The organism is Acinetobacter sp. YH01020 (assembly GCF_013420275.1).
GTDB lineage: Bacteria > Pseudomonadota > Gammaproteobacteria > Pseudomonadales > Moraxellaceae > Acinetobacter > Acinetobacter amyesii.
In genome coordinates this window covers 1-17,736 of the sequence record NZ_VOYN01000037.1, presented here as the reverse complement: position 1 = coordinate 17,736, position 17,736 = coordinate 1, and the positions used below count along the sequence as shown (strand labels likewise).

The following is a 17,736-nucleotide window of genomic DNA, read 5'->3' as shown; positions in this document are numbered from 1 at the left end:
TTTATTTTTGGGGATGGCAATACAATGAATCATGTGTTTCGTCAGTTTTCGATGGGGGCTGTTGCAATGGCGATGATGCAAGTTGCCAATGCTCAGGTGAGTGTAACCAATGTGGTACCAATGCAAATTCCAGGTCAAGGGACTGAAATTCGCGTGATGTTTAATGGCTTGCCGCCGCAACCACAAGCTTATCAACTCGATCAACCATCACGACTAGTTTTAGACTTTGATAAAGCACAGCAAAATTTAAAACAAAGTTCAATTCCTGTTGCAACGGCTGAAGCGAGCACTGTGGATGTGAGTTCGGATGCACAACGTGCGCGCTTAACTGTGAATTTAGCCAATGCTGGCGCTTTTACCACGCGTGTTGAAGGTAATACCTTTATTTTAAAAATCAACTCTGCACAAGCTGCAAATTATGTACAGCCTGTAGCACAACGTCAGCAACAGGGCATCTCAAATATTGGTTTCCACCGTGGTTCTAATGGTGAAGGTCAAGTTGTTGTTGATTTACTGGGTGGAAATACTCCCGTTGATGTTCAACAGCAAGGCAGTAAAGTGGTGATCCGTACTTTAGGCAATAAAGTACCTGCACATTTGACTCGCCGTTTAAATGTCAATGATTTTGCAACACCTGTTGCAACGGTGGATGCACATAATGATGGCGGTAATGGTGTGATTACCATTCAGTCGACGGGCAGCTATGAATATATGGCGTACCAAACTGATAATAAATTAACGGTAAGTTTGAAACGTCCGGAAGATAAGAATCCATTACGTCCTAAAGCTGCCAATCATTATACCGGTAAGAAGATTTCATTAGACTTCCAAGATATTGAAGTACGTCGTGTGCTGCAACTTTTGGCTGATTTCACTGAAATCAATATGGTTGCTGCTGATACGGTTCAAGGGAATATTACACTTCGCTTAAAAGATGTGCCTTGGGATCAAGCATTAGATATCGTTTTGAAAACCAAGAATTTGGACAAACGTCGTAATGGTAATGTGATTTGGATTGCGCCTGTGTCTGAGTTGATTAAAGCGGAGGAAGAAGAAGCGAAAGCGATTGCACAAAGTGTAAAGCTAGCTCCTCTTCAAACTGAATACATTCAACTCAGTTATGCTAAGGCAACAGACGTCGAAAAACTTATTACAGAAGGTCGGAATTCTAAAAACTCAAACTCAAACTCAAACTCAAACTCAAACTCATCAAATAGTAATGATTATACTGGTGAAAATGTCGGAAGTTTGCTTAGCCCACGTGGAACAGTTTCAACTGACCCCCGGACTAATACTTTAATAATTAATGATACCTCTACTAAAATTGATCAAATTCGTAAGATGATTGATCTTTTAGATGTATCGGTAAAACAAGTGATGGTAGAAGCACGTATTGTTAAAGCTTCTACCGACTTTACCAAAGAAATGGGGGTTAAGTGGGGGATTTTATCTCAAGGGATTAACCAAAATGACCATTTATTGGTGGGTGGTAGTGATACTACGCTTTGGGACTTAAAAACACCGGATGATGATGGGAAATATACCATTCAACGTCCAAGTAACTTAAACGTGGACTTAGGTGTAACTGCTGAGGGGGCGAGCCGAATTGCCTTTGGCTTGATTAGTCTTTCTGATTTTATGTTGGATTTAGAACTCTCTGCTTTACAAGCGGATGGTTATGGTGAAGTCATTTCTACACCAAAAGTACTGACAGCGGATAAACAACAGGCCAAAGTTGCATCAGGTCAAGAGATTCCGTATCAAACCACAACGGGTACAGGTTCAAATGCGACCTCTTCTACTGAGTTTAAAGAAGCTTTATTAAGTCTTGATGTCACGCCTAGCATTACTCCTGATGGTAAAGTTCAAATGAAGCTGAATATTAAGAGTGATTCACCAGCTGGTTATGCGCAAAATGGTGAAATTATCCTAAATAAAAATGAAATTAATACTGATGTCTTGGTCAACAATGGAGAGACTGTTGTTCTTGGTGGAATATTCGAACAAGAAAATTCTGTCAATCAAACGAAGGTTCCTTTCCTTGGAGATTTACCATATGTAGGAAGACTTTTCCGTAAAGATATGAAATCTGATAAAAAGAGAGAGTTGCTGATTTTTGTTACTCCGCGAATTGTTAATGACAGTGTTACCAGAAATCATTAATATATTTTCAATTTAACAAAAGAAATAGGTGACTCCTTGCCAAGCAAAGAGTTTGAAACCCTACCAAATATCTATTTGGTAGGGCCAATGGGGGCAGGAAAAACAACCGTAGGGCGACATTTAGCAGAATTGTTAGGACGTGAATTTCTAGACAGTGATCATGAAATTGAACGTAAAACAGGTGCGACCATTCCTTGGATTTTTGAAAAAGAAGGGGAAAAAGGCTTTAGAAGTCGTGAAACGAATGTCATTGATGAGTTAACTGCAAAAAAACAACTGGTCTTGGCGACTGGTGGTGGAGCAGTGACTCAGCCCCCAAATCGTGAGTTTTTAAAACAACGTGGTATTGTTGTTTATCTATATACTCCGGTGGAAATTCAGTTACAACGAACCTACCGCGACAAAAATCGTCCACTTCTTCAAGTGGAAAATCCAGAGCAAAAGCTACGAGATTTATTGGCTGCCCGTGATCCTCTTTATCGTGAAGTCGCGCACTATATTATTGAAACCAATCAAGGTGCCGCGCGAGATCTTGCGCAAAAAATTTTTAATTTAATTGTTTCACAAAATATATCTCGTTAAAAAAGGTTAAATTCATGCAAACCTTACATGTTGAACTTGGTGATCGTCGCTACCCTATTTTTATTGGTAGTGACCTCAATCCACAAACTTTACTTGAGCCTTATATTCAGGGTAAACAAGTGATGATTGTCTCTAATACCACAGTTGCCCCGCTCTATTTAAAACATTATGTGGATGCAATTGAAGCATTAGGGAAAACTGTTGCAACATGTATTTTGCCTGATGGTGAAAAGTATAAAAATTTAGACCATTTGAATTTAATTTTTGATGCCTTGCTCGAAGCAGGCTTTAACCGCGATTGTACGGTTTTGGCATTAGGTGGTGGTGTCATTGGGGATATGACCGGTTTTGCCTCTGCATGCTATCAACGTGGTGTATATTTTATTCAAGTGCCGACGACTTTGCTTTCTCAAGTGGATTCAAGTGTTGGTGGCAAAACAGGGATTAACCATCCACTAGGTAAAAACATGATTGGTGCCTTTCAGCAACCCCAAGTGGTCCTTGCGGATATGGCGCAATTAAAAACTTTGCCAGTGCGTGAACTTTCTGCAGGTTTGGCTGAAGTGATCAAATATGCGTTGTTGGGTGATGTTGAATTCTTAACTTGGCTTGAACAGCATATGGATGCTTTAGTTGCAGGTGATGCAACTTTGTTGGCTGAAGCGGTTTATCGTTCATGTGCCCATAAAGCGCGTATTGTGGCCAATGATGAAAAAGAACAAGGTGAGCGTGCGTTATTAAACTTGGGTCATACCTTTGGCCATGCGATTGAATCGTACTTGGGGTATGGTGAATGGTTACATGGCGAAGCCGTTGCAACAGGGATGGTGATGGCTGCAGATTTATCGCATCGTATGGGCTGGATCACAGTTGAAGATTTAGAGCGTACAAAAAAAATCATTTTACGTGCACAATTACCGATAGTTTGCCCTAAAATTCCGCTAGAGGAATTTTTGGCGTATATGTCCCATGATAAAAAAGTATTGAATGGGCAATTACGACTTATTTTACTGAAATCATTAGGTCAGGCCATCATCACCAAAGAGTTTGATGTCGAATTAATGAAACAGGCAATTTTGGCAAATCAGGCAGAGTAGGTACATCATGGCAGCGCGGCAGTCTCAATGGCAAAAAGTTCATCACTACACATGGTTGGTGGGTGGAGCTGTGTGTCTGTTCGCTGCATTGGTTTTTTGGGCGATTACAGATACCAAAGAATTGGTTGAAGTTGAAAAACAAGCGGAAACCGAAGTGGATTTGCAAATTCAGCCAGAGAAAGTGGCAGCAATGTCCCATCTTGGTGCATTAAATGAAGAAGTACGTCCACTTGATATGACGACCCGTGTGGTTGCTACAGCTCAACATGAGCCAGAATTTCGCGGCACTAAATTTATCAATGATTCTGTCAAGCTTTATGGTGTTGAATTATTTCGGGTTTCTGAAGAAGATATTTTAAAAAGCTTCTTACGCAAGCAGCCTGAGCGTCACAAATTTATTTATCTACGACTTTCTGGTGAAGACCATCCTGAGCAATACGTCATTTTAACTGGACCATATTCGTCGCAAAATGATGCCAAAGCTGCAATGTCGAGCCTTAACATCGCTTTGCCTGCTTCAATCAAACCTGAAGTTGTGGAATTTAAACAATATCAAGCATATGTGAATGATTTGGGCACGGAAGAAATGTCGTCGAGTCAAAAGTTATATGCTGTTAAATTAAAATCTGTACCTTTACCGAAAATTGATGAAGCTCAAATCGCCGCACGAAAAGCAGCGGCTGCAGCGACGGTAACAACACCAACTAATGCAACGACAAGTACTACGGTGACACGTCGTGATGCTGAAGGAAATGTGATTGATGTGCAAAAATCACAAAGTAGTGTAGATGCACCACGTCCAAAACCTGCACCGGTAGAACAAGAAGTAACCGATCCTTTTAATTAGTTCTAAAATAGCGCAAGACCTCTTAGGAAAAGTCTAAACTGCACAGAAAAAGTGCATAAAATTAAAAAAGAACAATTTGAATTATTTGTTATAACTAAAAAATGCTTGTAATCAGCCATCTTAGGAGAAAATGCATCAAGTTGGCATATAAATTGCTTAATTGGTGCGTAAATTGAACTTTTCTCCCTGTTTTGGCGCGAAAATGATTCGATAAAAGTGCGAAGTCATTAATCCAGTCGTTATCCCTGATCTGAACTGCAAAAGCAGAAAATTTGACTTTTTATTCATGCATCAAAGGTGAATTCGGTTTATCTTAAGGGTGTGAATAAGAAATAATTTTGCTCGACAGAACAATTCATGTGAGTAAGTTAAGACGAATCGCAACAAGAAATTAGTTTGTTAAGTGCTCGAAAGAGCTGTAAAGAAAAGAAGGGTACGCTATGCACATGCCATCGCCTAATACTGTAGCTCCCGCTCAAGGTTTATACCAACCGGATGAGTTTAAAGATAACTGTGGTTTCGGTTTAATCGCCCATATGCAGGGTGATGCAAGCCATGATCTCGTCAAAACCGCAATGCATAGTTTAAGTTGTATGACCCACCGTGGTGGTATTGCCGCAGATGGCAAAACCGGTGACGGCTGTGGTCTACTCCTTGCTATGCCAAAAGAATTTTTCCGTGAAGAAGCGAAAAAACTCAGTGACATTACATTGAGTGAAATCTTTGCTGTGGGTACGGTATTTCTAAATCTAGACCCTGCATTAGCCGCACATGCAAAACAAATTTTAACCAAAGAAATCGAAGACGAAGGCTGTAAAGTCATCGCTTGGCGTGTTGTGCCAACCAATAACGATGCATTGGGTTCAATCGCGATGCAGTCATTGCCTGCCTTTGAACAAATTATCGTGAATTGCCCAATGGGTGTTTCAGAGGTTGAATTCAACCGTAAGTTGGTGATGGCACGTCGTCGTGCAGAACAACAACTGACTGCTGACCCATACTTCTATGTAACCACTTTATGCTCAACTGTGATCAGCTATAAAGGTTTGATGATGCCAGCAGCCATTGCTGACTTCTATACCGATCTTGCTGATGAGCGCTTAAAGTCACACATCGTAGTATTCCATCAGCGTTTCTCAACCAATACCTTACCGCGTTGGCCTTTGGCACAGCCGTTCCGTTACTTGGCGCACAATGGTGAAATCAATACCATTACTGCAAACCGTAACTGGGCGATGGCGCGTACACCAAAATTTGAAAACCCATTATTGCCAGGTTTAGCTGAGCTGAATCCAATCGTAAACCGTACAGGTTCGGATTCTTCAAGCTTAGACAATATGCTGGAAATCCTTGTCGGCGGCGGAATGGACTTGTTCCGTGCGCTACGCATGTTGGTTCCACCAGCTTGGCAAAACGTTGAAACTTTAGATGCGGACTTACGTGCATTCTACGAATTCAACTCGAAACATATGGAAGCTTGGGATGGTCCAGCAGGTCTGGTAATTCAAGATGGCCGTCATGCGATTTGTATGCTTGACCGTAATGGTTTACGTCCAGCACGTTGGGTGATTACCAAAAATGGTTACATCACCTTGGCATCAGAAATTGGTGTTTGGGGTTATGAACCTGAAGACGTTGTATCTAAAGGCCGTGTCGGTCCGGGTCAAATCTTGGTGATCGATACCTTTACCGGCAAAATGCTCGATACTCAAGATGTGAGTAATCACCTCAAACGTATGCGTCCGTACCGTCAGTGGTTACGTGAAAACTCAGTACGTGTACAAGGCAGTCCAGAGCTGGAAGAATATTTATGTGATCAAGGCTTAAAAGGCGATGACCTGAAAGCTTCACAAAAAATGTTCATGGTGACATTTGAAGAGCGTGACCAATTGCTTCGTCCAATCGCTGAAAGCGGTCAGGAAGCCGTGGGTTCAATGGGTGACGATACGCCAATGGCAGTATTGTCTCGTCAAGTGCGCCATGTGTCTGACTACTTCCGTCAGCAGTTCGCTCAGGTTACGAATCCGCCAATCGATCCATTACGTGAATCGATCGTAATGTCGTTAGAGACATGTCTCGGCCGTGAACAAAATGTATTTGAACAAGGTCCAGAGCATGCAGATCGTCTGATCATTTCAAGCCCAGTACTGTCAAATTCGAAAATGCATCAAATTCGTACCCTTGGTCGTAAAGGTTATGAAATTGCAGACATCGACCTGAACTATGCAGAAGATGAAGGCTTAGAAGCTGCCATCGCGCGTATTTGTGAAGAATCTGCACAAGCGATTCGCGATGGAAAAACTTTACTTGTATTGTCTGATAAGAAAATCCGTCAAGGTTTCTTACCTGCAAATGCATTGATGGCAACTGGTGCAGTTCACCACTATTTAATCAATGTGGGTCTACGTACAGATGCCAACATCATTGTCGAAACAGGTTTGGCGCGTGATGCGCATCAGTTTGCGGTGATTCTTGGTTTCGGTGCGACTGCGATCTATCCATACCTTGCATATGATGTGATCAATGACTTGATCGCGAAAGGCGAGTTGTTGGGTGACCCAATCCATGCACAAGCGAACTTCCGTAAAGGCATTGATAAAGGCTTATTGAAAGTCCTTTCTAAGATGGGTATTTCTACTGTTGCCTCTTACCGTGGCGGTCAGTTGTTTGAAGCGGTAGGACTCTCTGATGAAGTGGTTGCAAAATGCTTTACGGGTGTACCGAGCCGTATTAAAGGCGCAACATTCTCTGATCTAGAAAATGACTTGAAAAAATTGGCAGATTTGGCGTGGAAATCACGTAAGCCAATCGATCAAGGCGGTATGCTGAAATTTGTATTCGGTAAGGAATATCACGCATTTAACCCAGACGTGATCAATGCGCTGCATAAATCTGTGCGTTCTGGTAATTATGCGGACTTTAAAGAATACGCAGAGCTAGTGAATAACCGTCCAATCGCGACGATTCGTGACTTATTCAAGTTGAAAACAGATCAATCGATTGCACTCGATCAAGTTGAATCCGTGGAAGAAATTCTGCCACGTTTTGACTCTGCAGGTATGTCTTTAGGTGCATTATCACCTGAAGCGCACGAAGCTATTGCAATCGCAATGAATACCATTGGTGGTCGCTCGAACTCAGGTGAGGGCGGCGAAGACCCAGCGCGTTACGGCACTATCCGTAACTCGAAAATCAAACAAATTGCATCTGGCCGTTTTGGTGTGACCCCTGCATATCTAACTTCTGCAGAAGTCCTTCAAATTAAAGTGGCGCAAGGTGCAAAACCAGGTGAAGGTGGTCAGTTGCCGGGCGGTAAAGTGAATGGCTTAATTGCACGTTTACGTTACTCAGTACCGGGTGTGACATTAATTTCTCCACCGCCGCATCACGACATCTACTCAATCGAAGATTTATCACAGTTAATTTTCGATTTAAAACAGGTTAACCCACAGGCGATGGTGTCCGTTAAGCTGGTTTCTGAGCCGGGTGTTGGTACGATTGCGGCAGGTGTAGCAAAAGCATACGCAGACTTCATTACCATTTCTGGTTATGACGGCGGTACAGCGGCTTCTCCACTTTCTTCAATTCACCATGCAGGTTCTCCATGGGAGCTTGGTCTATCTGAGGCGCATCAGGCGCTTCGTGTGAACGATCTGCGTGGCAAAGTCCGTGTACAAACTGATGGCGGCTTGAAAACGGGTCTAGATGTTGTGAAAGCAGCGATTCTTGGGGCTGAAAGTTTCGGTTTTGGTTCTACACCGATGATCGCATTGGGATGTAAATACCTGCGTATTTGCCATTTAAACAACTGTGCGACCGGTGTTGCAACACAGCAAGATCATTTACGTCAGGAACACTATATCGGTGAGCCTGAAATGCTGATCAATTTCTTCCACTTTATTGCGGAAGAAACACGTGAATGGTTAGCCGCGTTAGGCGTATCAAGTCTGAAAGATTTGATTGGCCGTACAGATTTACTGGAAATGCTTCCAGGTGAAACTGAAAAACATGCACACCTTGATTTGAGCGCATTGCTCCAATCGCATCCTGCGGCTGAAGGCAAAGCACAGTACTGTGAAGTACAAGGTAATGCGCCATTCGATAAAGGCTTATTGGCTGAGAAAATGGTAGCTGAAATGCTGCCAGCGATTGAAGCAGGCACAGGCGGTGAATATAGCTTCACTATCGGTAACTGTGACCGTTCAATTGGCGCGCGTATTTCGGGTGAGATTGCAAAACGTTATGGCAACCTCAGTATGGAAGCGCACCCTGTTAAAGTTAAATTAACAGGGACTGCAGGTCAGTCATTGGGTGTTTGGAACGCCGGCGGTTTACACATCAGCCTAGAGGGTGATGCGAATGACTACGTGGGTAAAGGTATGGCTGGTGGTCGTATCTCGATCTTCCCACCGAAAGGTTCACCATTCCAAACGCAAAATACTGCAATCATTGGTAACACCTGTTTATATGGTGCAACAGGCGGTAAATTGTTTGCTGCAGGTACAGCAGGCGAGCGTTTTGCAGTACGTAACTCGGGTGCGTTTGCCGTGATTGAAGGTGCAGGCGACCACTGCTGTGAATACATGACAGGTGGTATCGTGACTGTATTGGGTAAAGTGGGTCATAACTTTGGTGCGGGTATGACAGGCGGTTTCGCTTATGTGCTCGACCTCGACAATGACTTTGTAGACCATTACAACCACGAACTGATTGAATTGAACCGTATCTCTACAGAATCGATGGAAGAACACAAAGAGTTCTTGTGCCGTATCTTAGATGAACATATTAAAGAAACAGGTAGTGCTTGGGCGTATAAGATCCGCAATGAGTTTGACTTCTATAGCCGCAAATTCTGGCTTGTGAAACCAAAAGCTGCTAATTTGCAGACTTTGTTGAAAACAACTCAAGCTGATCCACAATAATTCGACTACTGCAGATTTGATAGGCAGGTGTAAGTCAAAACATGCTTACACCTACCCACGGAGAGAGACATGGCAGAGCGCCTAAATAATGACTTTCAGTTCCTGGATGTAGCACGCCAAGATCCAGAGAAAAAAGATCTAGTTGTCCGCAAAGCAGAATTTGTGGAAATCTATAAACCGTTTACAGCTGAAGTTGCAAAAAACCAAACACACCGCTGCTTAGGTTGCGGTAACCCGTATTGTGAATGGAAATGTCCAGTACATAACTACATTCCAAACTGGTTAAAACTAATTGCAGAAGGTCGCATTTTCCAAGCGGCAGAATTGTGTCATCAAACCAACACATTGCCTGAAGTTTGTGGTCGTGTGTGCCCACAAGACCGTTTATGTGAAGGCGCATGTACGCTAAATGACGGCTTTGGTGCAGTCACCATTGGTAATGCTGAAAAATACATTAACGATACAGCCTTTGCATTGGGCTGGCGCCCAGATATGTCACACGTTAAGTGGACAGACAAAAAAGTTGCGATTATTGGTGCAGGTCCTGCTGGTCTTGGCTGTGCCGATATTCTTGTACGTAATGGTGTGAAGCCAGTCGTATTTGACAAGCGTCCTGAAATTGGTGGTTTGCTGACATTTGGTATTCCAGAATTCAAAATGGAAAAAGATGTGATGAAACGTCGCCGTGAGATTTTCTCTGGCATGGGCGTTGAATTCCGTCTAAATACTGAAATTGGTACAGATGTGACCATTGACCAGCTTTTAGCTGATTACGACGCTGTATTCATGGGTATGGGAACTTATACCTACATGAAGGGCGGTTTTGCGGGTGAAGACCTTGTTGGTGTTCATGATGCACTGGATTTCTTGATTGCCAATGTCAACCGTACGCAAGGTTGGGAAAAAGATCCATCTGAATACATCAGCATGGAAGGCAAAAAAGTGATTGTTCTGGGTGGTGGTGATACCGCAATGGACTGTAACCGTACCTCGATCCGTCAAGGTGCCGAATCCGTTGTCTGTGCCTACCGTCGTGATGAAGAAAACATGCCGGGTTCACGTCGTGAAGTGAAAAATGCGCGTGAAGAAGGTGTGGATTTCCAATTTAATCGCCAGCCAATTGAAATTGTGGGTGAAAATGGCAAAGTGACGGGAGTTAAAGTTGTGACCACTCAGTTGGGTGAGCCAGATAGTCGCGGTCGTCGAAGCCCTGAACCAGTTCCGGGTTCAGAAGAAATTTTACCAGCAGATGCGGTATTGCTTGCCTTCGGTTTCCGTACCAGCCCTGCAGACTGGTTTACAACATCAAACATCAGTATGGATGGTTCAGGTCGCGTCATTGCTGCTGAACAGCAAGAATTTAAGTTCCAAACATCGAATCCGAAAATTTTTGCCGGCGGTGATATGGTACGTGGATCGGACCTTGTGGTAACCGCAATCTGGGAAGGTCGCCAAGCTGCGGAAGGTATTCTTGACTACTTAGATGTTTAAGTCATGACATGCCAGTGATTGCACTGGATTCATTCAAAAAACCCGCTTTGGCGGGTTTTTTATTTTTTGGAATTTACCCAAAATGACAAGTGAATGGATTTTGCAGATAAATACGCTGAAAAGTTGTCAGACAGCACATTAGAATGGTGAATTATGCAAGTGTGCTAGCACATTTTGCCATGTGTGAAAGGGCATCGGAATTACATACTGCGATCATGATCTAAATTTTAGGAAGCGACCATGACGCAAGTGACGACACAAAAAACATATCTAAATCGTCCTAAAGCCATTGGCATTACGGTACGTCGAGCACAATTCAATCCTAAAGCGATTCGCCGGCATTATTTTGCCAACTCACCGGTGATGTCGCATTTGTTGACGGCATTGTCATCGACCTTTCCCATTGGTGAGCAATTCTTTGTGCATAGCGTGCGCAATGTACGTGATAAAGTCAGTGATGAAAAATTGCAAGCTGAGATCGCAGCATTTATTGGGCAAGAAGCGATGCACTCCAAGGCTCATGCTGAATTTAATGATGCTTGGCGCAGTGAAACCTATAATTTAGATCGTTTCCAAGCATGGCTAGCACGTAAAGACAGCTATGTAAAAAACTTACATCCCAAAATACAGTTGGCAATCACCTGTGCATTTGAGCATTTTACTGCTTTGCTTGGCGGCTATATTTTAAGACATCCTGAAGTACTGAGTACTTTAGATGATGATGCAGTGAAACTTTGGGTTTGGCATGCGATTGAAGAGATTGAGCATCGTGCGGTGGCATTTGATGTATATCAACATGTCTATGGAGATGATAAAATACGTCGCATGATTATGCGCAGTGTGACCACGGGTTTTGCAAGTCTCACGTTTTATTCTGCAACTAAGCTATTTATGCAAGATAAGAAAAAAAGTTTACCAAAGCTGGGCGGAAATATTTTCGGGGCGTATTTATTGGCAAAAATGTTTATTCAATTGATGCCAGAATATTTGTCATATTACAAAGCAGAATTCCATCCGAGCGACATTGATTACAGTCAGATCGTGAAATATTGGAAAGAACGCCTTGCTGATGAATATCAAATGGAAAGTTTTCAGACTGAAACTACACCGCAATTGTATAGCTAATTCAACATGATAAAAAAAGCCCGAATAATGGGCTTTTTTTAATGCTGAATATTTTAGGAGTAGATGAATTTAATCACAAAGAAAATACATAATTCATTCGAAAAATAGGGTTAGAATGAATTTATTTAAACAATTACAAATAAATACTTGAGGTTAAGGGTTATGAATTCAATGAAAAAAAGCATGCTCGCAATCGCATTAGTCAGTACATTGACCCTGAGTGGTTGTGGCTATAACACATTACAAGTCAAAGACGAGGCCGTTACAGCAGCATGGTCTGAAGTACAAAACCAATATCAACGCCGTGCAGATTTGGTACCTAATCTTGTCAATGTGGTTAAAGGCTACGCGAAACATGAGGAACAAGTACTGACCGAAGTGACTCAAGCACGTGCCAATGTTGCAGGCTTAAAAGTGGATAAGGAAGTTTTGGAAGATCCAGCACTGTTCCAAAAATATCAAGAAGCTCAAGCGCAGATGACCAGCGCACTTTCTCGTTTAATTGCAGTCTCGGAAAATTATCCAGACTTAAAAGCCAATGAGCAATTCCGTGATTTACAGGTACAGCTTGAAGGCACTGAAAACAGGATCGCTGTCGCACGTAATCGCTACATTACTACGGTACAAGACTTTAATGGCTATGCACGCCAGTTCCCGCAAGTGATGACAGCTAAAGTCATCGGTATGGATACCAAGCCTAACTTTAGCGCAGAGCAAAGTGCACAAACTGCACCAAAAGTTGATTTTAATTAATTGGCATCACTGCATTGTGAGGTGGGCTGATGGTGGATTTTGAGCTAAAACATACAGGTTTGTTGTGGTTGCAGCGCATGGTTTTAGCATGCTTATTGTGTGTGGTGGGTTTCACACATGCAGAAACTGCCACCGCTACAGATGTAGATGCTGAAACAGTTGTTGTCGGTAAAATATTAAAAGATCAACAGTTAGCTACGCAAAAAGATACAACAGCACAGCCTGAAATCAAAATTCAGCAGCCGAGTATTGCCAATGATATGGCAGATGGCGAGTCGATTCGTGGCTTGCCGACGCTCAATGAACCTGTAGTTGATCAAGCAAATTTACTTTCCGCTGCTGAAAAGCAAGCCATTAGCCAGAAAATTTTACAGTTACACGAACAAGGCAAGGCACAAGTTGGAGTAGTAATTGTACCAACCACGGGTCAAGAAGATATTTTTGATTACACCATGCGTGTTGCAGAAAAATGGCAACTCGGTTCAGCAAAACGTGACAATGGGATATTGATGGCGATTGCTGTGAATGATCATCGCATACAAATATTAACGGGTTATGGGTTAGAAGGAATCATGCCCGATATCATCGTTAGTCGCATTATTCGAAATCAAATCACACCGTATTTTAAGCAAGCTCAGTATGCTCAAGGCATTGATGCTGGCTTAACGGAAATAACACGTATTTTAAATCAAGACCCTGAAGTTGCTGTACAAGCCGCACATGAGTTAAAAGAACGCCAAGAACAAGCCTTACATGAACAGCAAGCCAAAGAGAAAACGTTTACAACGGTTCTCATCATTTTGGTGATTGGTATTTTTGCATCCTTTATTGTGGGTAAGCGCTTAAGTGCGTCAACTGCTGCTGTTGCAGGTACTGTTGCGGGTTTGGTCAATGGTGCAGGTCTACTCACCAGTCTGTTGATGGGTGGAGCAATTTTCTTTCTACTCATCACTGCTATTGCTCAAACCATTTTTCAAATGTTCCTTGCCGGTGGTGGGGGAGGTGGTGGCCGTAGCGGAGGTGGTGGCTTTGGTGGCGGAGGCTATAGCGGAGGCGGTGGTGGCTTTGGCGGTGGGGGAGCATCAGGTTCATGGTAACGAAAACAGAAACAACAGAAATTGTCACCTGTCCTAAAACACAGGAAATACAACAACCAAGTTTTAAACGTTGGTTGAAGCACTTCTTTTATATGCCTGCAGCAAACCGGTTTTTTAATAAGCAAGATCAACAGGCTATTGCGCAAGCGGTGACAGAAGCTGAACATGGGCATGTAGGTGAAATACAGGTGGTGATCGAAGGGCATATTCCTTCGAACCAAGCCTATTATCAAAATACCCGTGCACGTGCTGAACAGCTCTTTGCTGAACTGGGTGTGTGGGATACAGAATTTAATAGTGGTGTTTTGCTTTATTTAAACTTATGTGAACGTCAGGTTGAAATTGTCATTGATCGTGGGATGAGACAGGCAACCAATGCCCAAGTGTGGCAGGCTATTTGCACGCGAATTATCCAAAGCATGCAAAATAAACAATACCGAATAGCTTTGACGGCAGGCGTAAAAGAGATTGGTGAAGTGATGGATCACTTTTATGCAGGGAAGTCTATAGATCGAACGAATGAAATCGCAAATGCACCCATAATTCTGCGCTAAAAAACGGTGAGAAAGTGACACAAATCGTCACTTTTAAACACAAAAAGAGACGTAATGATTACAAAAAATAAAAATATTTTTTTAAAGTGCTGTTTTTTCTGTCATTTTCACTATAATAAATCTTGGCACGCTCTGTGCTATTTATAAAACAAGCTATATAGCTTTATTAAATAATTAAATTAAAAAACATTTGTGGAGAATGTTATGAAATCAGTTCAAAAGGGTTTTACTCTTATCGATACTCCATAAGTGTCCATATAAAATGAACAATCCATAAGTAAGTCAATATGAACATAAAAATAATAAATTTGATATGAAGAATCACTATTATCTTTTTCTACTTTTTTCAATCTCCGTTTTTACTCATGCTCAAGAACTAGACTTCATTCAATATTCAGATATTTCATCAATTCCTCAAATTGTTTTGAATCCAAAAATCCAAACAGAACTTCAAACATTGTTAAAGCATGATTATCTAAAATTTCAATCTAATTTTGACAATTACTCAGCGCCATATTTACTGAAAACAGATGAGGCGCTGTATTATGAAGGTCGGTCTGGAAGCACTTTAGATGCTTCATCCGCGATTGTGTTTAAAGATGGGCGATTGTTTGCTGCAATATATTTTTCCAATACCAAGACTTTAAAATACTTTAGCAACGATGCCAGTTGCTCAGAACAGTTACATCCTGCGATTCAAGTTTTTGCTCAGCAGCGTGAAATTCAAGGTATTGAATATGCAACAGCTAGAGCCAATACCGCTTTAAAATATAATTTTGGCCCCGCTTCAAAATGTGAAACCTATTTTAAAAAAATAGGAAGATAGCTGTGTTAGCGGCAGTGTAAAAATGCCCCCCTAACGGCATTTAAAAACTGACCCCCTTGGTTAATATAGTGGTCGATTTGTTGTTCGTGTTCCATCATTGTTCATCAAAAACTAGCCTTGGAAGCAGCAGGGCGTGGTGTAAGTATGAATCATCAGGTGTCAGCAAAATTAGCTTATGTGACTATTTCTGATGGTCTAACAAGTAAGAATAACTGGTATGCTACGAACAGGAATAGGTGATCGTTTTATCTAGTAATTTGTATGATATTGTTAGATTTAAGGCTTGATCAGTAAAATTAGAGCTTGAGGTGATGCTATGACGTTATTGGAGCAGCAGGTAGTACCAGCAGTTGTATTGGGAAAGTCAGTACTTAGGGCTGCTAAACTGCTTTCTCTTAGTCAGTCTCAGCTCGCAATAGTGCTAGATATGGATGTCGAGGCAATCACTCAATTGCAAAACCAACCTGAATTAGATCCAAATTCTAAACAAGGGAAATTAGCACTGTTGCTGATTCGTCTATACCAAGCTTTACATGCTTTGACAGGTGGTGATCAGGCTGCGATGAAGATTTTTTTAACGTCCGAAAATAGAGTCACTAGTGGTATCCCAATTCATCAAATTGAAACGATGAGTGGCTTGATTTCTGTTCTTAATTTTGTTGAAGCCCTTGTGTGACAATATGCTCCTATGGACTAACTTACACTGAACTTTCACAAACTATGTTGTGTAACGTAAGTAACAAGTTGAAATTATTAAAAATAGGATAAATAAAAATGCAACCAACTGAATTAAAACAATTACCAGACTGGTTGTTAGAACAGTTACCCCAAATAACTGAACCAGCAATTTTATCACTGCGAGATACGAAACTTGTCGTCACTTACCCTGATCGTATGGAAGCAATTCATGAAAGCTTAAAAGACGTACAACACCAGATCCATCATGTCAAACCTACAGATTTACAGATTTTACCAGAGGTTTATCAATATTTTGGTAAGGATAAAGAGAGTGGAGGCTTATTTTTTAAAACCTCTGAGCATCTTTCTAGTAGTTTGTTTTCCTACACCGATAAAAATAAATTTGAGCATTTACAATCTGCTTTACAGACTGCCTTTGAAAATGGGCAAGCATATCTCGCAAATCCAACAGACTTTTTAACTGCCTATCATTTTATTGATACACACCCAGCTTTTTGGACGGTTATTGGTGATGTACCATCATGGCACTGGAATACATGGGGGCACTGCCAAAATGTTTATCACGGTGCATATAATGATGAAGATAATGGGCAATTAGTGATTTATTTAGAAACTGGCTCACATCTCAATAAAGTAGAAGATGGTGGTAAATTATACCAAGAGCATTATCATGATTATCGTTTAGATGTTTGGGCAAATACGTTTGAACAGGCGTTTATCAAGTTGGCGGCAAAGGTGTATAAGTTTTTTGACCATCAAGGTGTTGAGCGCCTAAATGTGCCACATATAAAACCAGCATGGGTTCTGGAGCTTGAAGAACGAATTGCAGAATTTAAAAAATTGAAAGATGAGGAGCTGTGAGTATTCACTATTAGGTGGCATCCACGAGTTGTTAAAGTATGTCGCTTAAAACATCTGCCAGCTTTTGCCCACTCTTACGATCAATTAAACGTGCTGACATACCAAATTCAGTTGGACCACTGTAATCAGCTAAAAGAGTATCTCCAATAAACAAAATGTCTTTGGCATGACATTGTAATTTATCAATTAAATATTGATAAATTTGTGACTCTGGTTTAATTGCTCCAACCTCATAACTCCAAGCATAAGCATCAAGAGAAGGTAAAAATGAAGAAACAACTTTTCCATATGGCATCGCTAAATTTGAGCATAATGCCAATCTGAATCCCAATTTTTTTAATTCTTCCAAAGTTGATAAGGTATCTTCATACAGTCTAATAGAGCGTAACTCTTTATCTAAATCATGCTCAAGTTCTTGCAGAAATTGGTCTGGAATATTTACTGCTAATCGCTTTGTAAGCTCTGCCAAATTTAAATTATGGGACATAAGTTGACAAAAATAACTAATCATGCGAAAAAGTTTTTTTAGTTAACAGATGTTCACACATGCCTCGAATTGTTTCTGTACCACTTAGTTTAGAACAGCGAGAATGACTCATTTTTCTGGCCAAGCATGCAAAACATTGGCGTGAAAGACAACGTGCCCAAACTATTCTCTGGCTTTCTGAAGGTAAAAGTGTTGCGGAAGTTGCCACTCTACAAGAACGTATCCCAGAAAC

Annotated in this window: 13 protein-coding genes and 2 pseudogenes; 14 read left to right on the top strand and 1 reads right to left on the bottom strand. The window is 41.5% G+C overall.

Annotated elements, in window-relative coordinates:
* Positions 1-24 precede the first annotated feature (24 nt).
* From pilQ to FTT85_RS13130, 13 genes are all read left to right on the top strand, one after another.
* Positions 25-2,163, top strand: coding sequence for a type IV pilus secretin PilQ (pilQ, locus tag FTT85_RS13190; RefSeq protein WP_180183749.1), 2,139 nt, complete (start codon positions 25-27; stop codon positions 2,161-2,163).
* A gap of 36 nt (positions 2,164-2,199) precedes the next feature.
* Entirely contained in the window at positions 2,200-2,745 is a 546-nt protein-coding gene (aroK, locus tag FTT85_RS13185) for a shikimate kinase AroK (protein WP_078189378.1), read from the top strand.
* 14 nt (positions 2,746-2,759) lie between these two features.
* On the top strand, positions 2,760-3,842 hold the full coding sequence (aroB, locus tag FTT85_RS13180) for a 3-dehydroquinate synthase (protein WP_180178079.1): 1,083 nt from the start codon (positions 2,760-2,762) through the stop codon (positions 3,840-3,842).
* Between the two features lie 7 nt (positions 3,843-3,849).
* The gene (locus tag FTT85_RS13175; RefSeq protein ID WP_180183742.1) at positions 3,850-4,689 is read left to right on the top strand and encodes a hypothetical protein; all 840 of its coding nucleotides are present in this window, start codon (positions 3,850-3,852) and stop codon (positions 4,687-4,689) included.
* A 446-nt stretch (positions 4,690-5,135) separates the two neighbouring features.
* Positions 5,136-9,611, top strand: coding sequence for a glutamate synthase large subunit (gltB, locus tag FTT85_RS13170; protein ID WP_180183741.1), 4,476 nt, complete (start codon positions 5,136-5,138; stop codon positions 9,609-9,611).
* Positions 9,612-9,680: 69 nt separating this feature from the next.
* A complete protein-coding gene (locus tag FTT85_RS13165; RefSeq protein WP_180183740.1) occupies positions 9,681-11,102 on the top strand; it encodes an FAD-dependent oxidoreductase in 1,422 nt (473 codons plus the stop codon).
* A gap of 240 nt (positions 11,103-11,342) precedes the next feature.
* A complete protein-coding gene (locus FTT85_RS13160) occupies positions 11,343-12,227 on the top strand; it encodes a metal-dependent hydrolase (protein ID WP_180183739.1) in 885 nt (294 codons plus the stop codon).
* A 162-nt stretch (positions 12,228-12,389) separates the two neighbouring features.
* On the top strand, positions 12,390-12,980 hold the full coding sequence (locus FTT85_RS13155) for a LemA family protein (protein ID WP_078189372.1): 591 nt from the start codon (positions 12,390-12,392) through the stop codon (positions 12,978-12,980).
* 29 nt (positions 12,981-13,009) lie between these two features.
* Positions 13,010-14,077 carry a TPM domain-containing protein gene (locus FTT85_RS13150; protein WP_180183738.1) on the top strand — a complete coding sequence of 356 codons (1,068 nt, stop codon included), beginning with the start codon at positions 13,010-13,012 and terminating at the stop codon, positions 14,075-14,077.
* On the top strand, positions 14,071-14,631 hold the full coding sequence (locus FTT85_RS13145) for a TPM domain-containing protein (RefSeq protein ID WP_180183737.1): 561 nt from the start codon (positions 14,071-14,073) through the stop codon (positions 14,629-14,631). Before FTT85_RS13150 ends, FTT85_RS13145 begins: the two co-directional genes overlap by 7 nt.
* 313 nt (positions 14,632-14,944) lie before the next feature.
* The gene (locus tag FTT85_RS13140) at positions 14,945-15,457 is read left to right on the top strand and encodes a hypothetical protein (protein ID WP_017400556.1); all 513 of its coding nucleotides are present in this window, start codon (positions 14,945-14,947) and stop codon (positions 15,455-15,457) included.
* Positions 15,458-15,773: 316 nt separating this feature from the next.
* The gene (locus FTT85_RS13135) at positions 15,774-16,133 is read left to right on the top strand and encodes an antitoxin Xre/MbcA/ParS toxin-binding domain-containing protein (RefSeq protein WP_017400555.1); all 360 of its coding nucleotides are present in this window, start codon (positions 15,774-15,776) and stop codon (positions 16,131-16,133) included.
* Positions 16,134-16,231: 98 nt separating this feature from the next.
* A complete protein-coding gene (locus tag FTT85_RS13130; protein WP_180183736.1) occupies positions 16,232-17,017 on the top strand; it encodes a hypothetical protein in 786 nt (261 codons plus the stop codon).
* Positions 17,018-17,048: 31 nt separating this feature from the next.
* Here FTT85_RS13130 and FTT85_RS13125 read toward each other — a convergent pair.
* Positions 17,049-17,507: pseudogene (locus FTT85_RS13125) on the bottom strand (HAD family hydrolase); the annotation flags it as partial.
* A 107-nt stretch (positions 17,508-17,614) separates the two neighbouring features.
* Here FTT85_RS13125 and FTT85_RS13120 point away from each other — a divergent pair.
* Positions 17,615-17,736 (top strand): annotated as a pseudogene (locus tag FTT85_RS13120) (helix-turn-helix domain-containing protein); the annotation flags it as partial.

Coding starts and splice junctions, on each gene's coding strand:
- pilQ (WP_180183749.1), top strand. CDS start 25: ATGAATCATGTGTTTCGTCAGTTTTCGATGGGGGCTGTTGCAATGGCG.
- aroB (WP_180178079.1), top strand. CDS start 2,760: ATGCAAACCTTACATGTTGAACTTGGTGATCGTCGCTACCCTATTTTT.
- FTT85_RS13175 (WP_180183742.1), top strand. CDS start 3,850: ATGGCAGCGCGGCAGTCTCAATGGCAAAAAGTTCATCACTACACATGG.
- gltB (WP_180183741.1), top strand. CDS start 5,136: ATGCCATCGCCTAATACTGTAGCTCCCGCTCAAGGTTTATACCAACCG.
- FTT85_RS13165 (WP_180183740.1), top strand. CDS start 9,681: ATGGCAGAGCGCCTAAATAATGACTTTCAGTTCCTGGATGTAGCACGC.
- FTT85_RS13160 (WP_180183739.1), top strand. CDS start 11,343: ATGACGCAAGTGACGACACAAAAAACATATCTAAATCGTCCTAAAGCC.
- FTT85_RS13155 (WP_078189372.1), top strand. CDS start 12,390: ATGAATTCAATGAAAAAAAGCATGCTCGCAATCGCATTAGTCAGTACA.
- FTT85_RS13150 (WP_180183738.1), top strand. CDS start 13,010: ATGGTGGATTTTGAGCTAAAACATACAGGTTTGTTGTGGTTGCAGCGC.
- FTT85_RS13145 (WP_180183737.1), top strand. CDS start 14,071: ATGGTAACGAAAACAGAAACAACAGAAATTGTCACCTGTCCTAAAACA.
- FTT85_RS13140 (WP_017400556.1), top strand. CDS start 14,945: ATGAAGAATCACTATTATCTTTTTCTACTTTTTTCAATCTCCGTTTTT.
- FTT85_RS13135 (WP_017400555.1), top strand. CDS start 15,774: ATGACGTTATTGGAGCAGCAGGTAGTACCAGCAGTTGTATTGGGAAAG.
- FTT85_RS13130 (WP_180183736.1), top strand. CDS start 16,232: ATGCAACCAACTGAATTAAAACAATTACCAGACTGGTTGTTAGAACAG.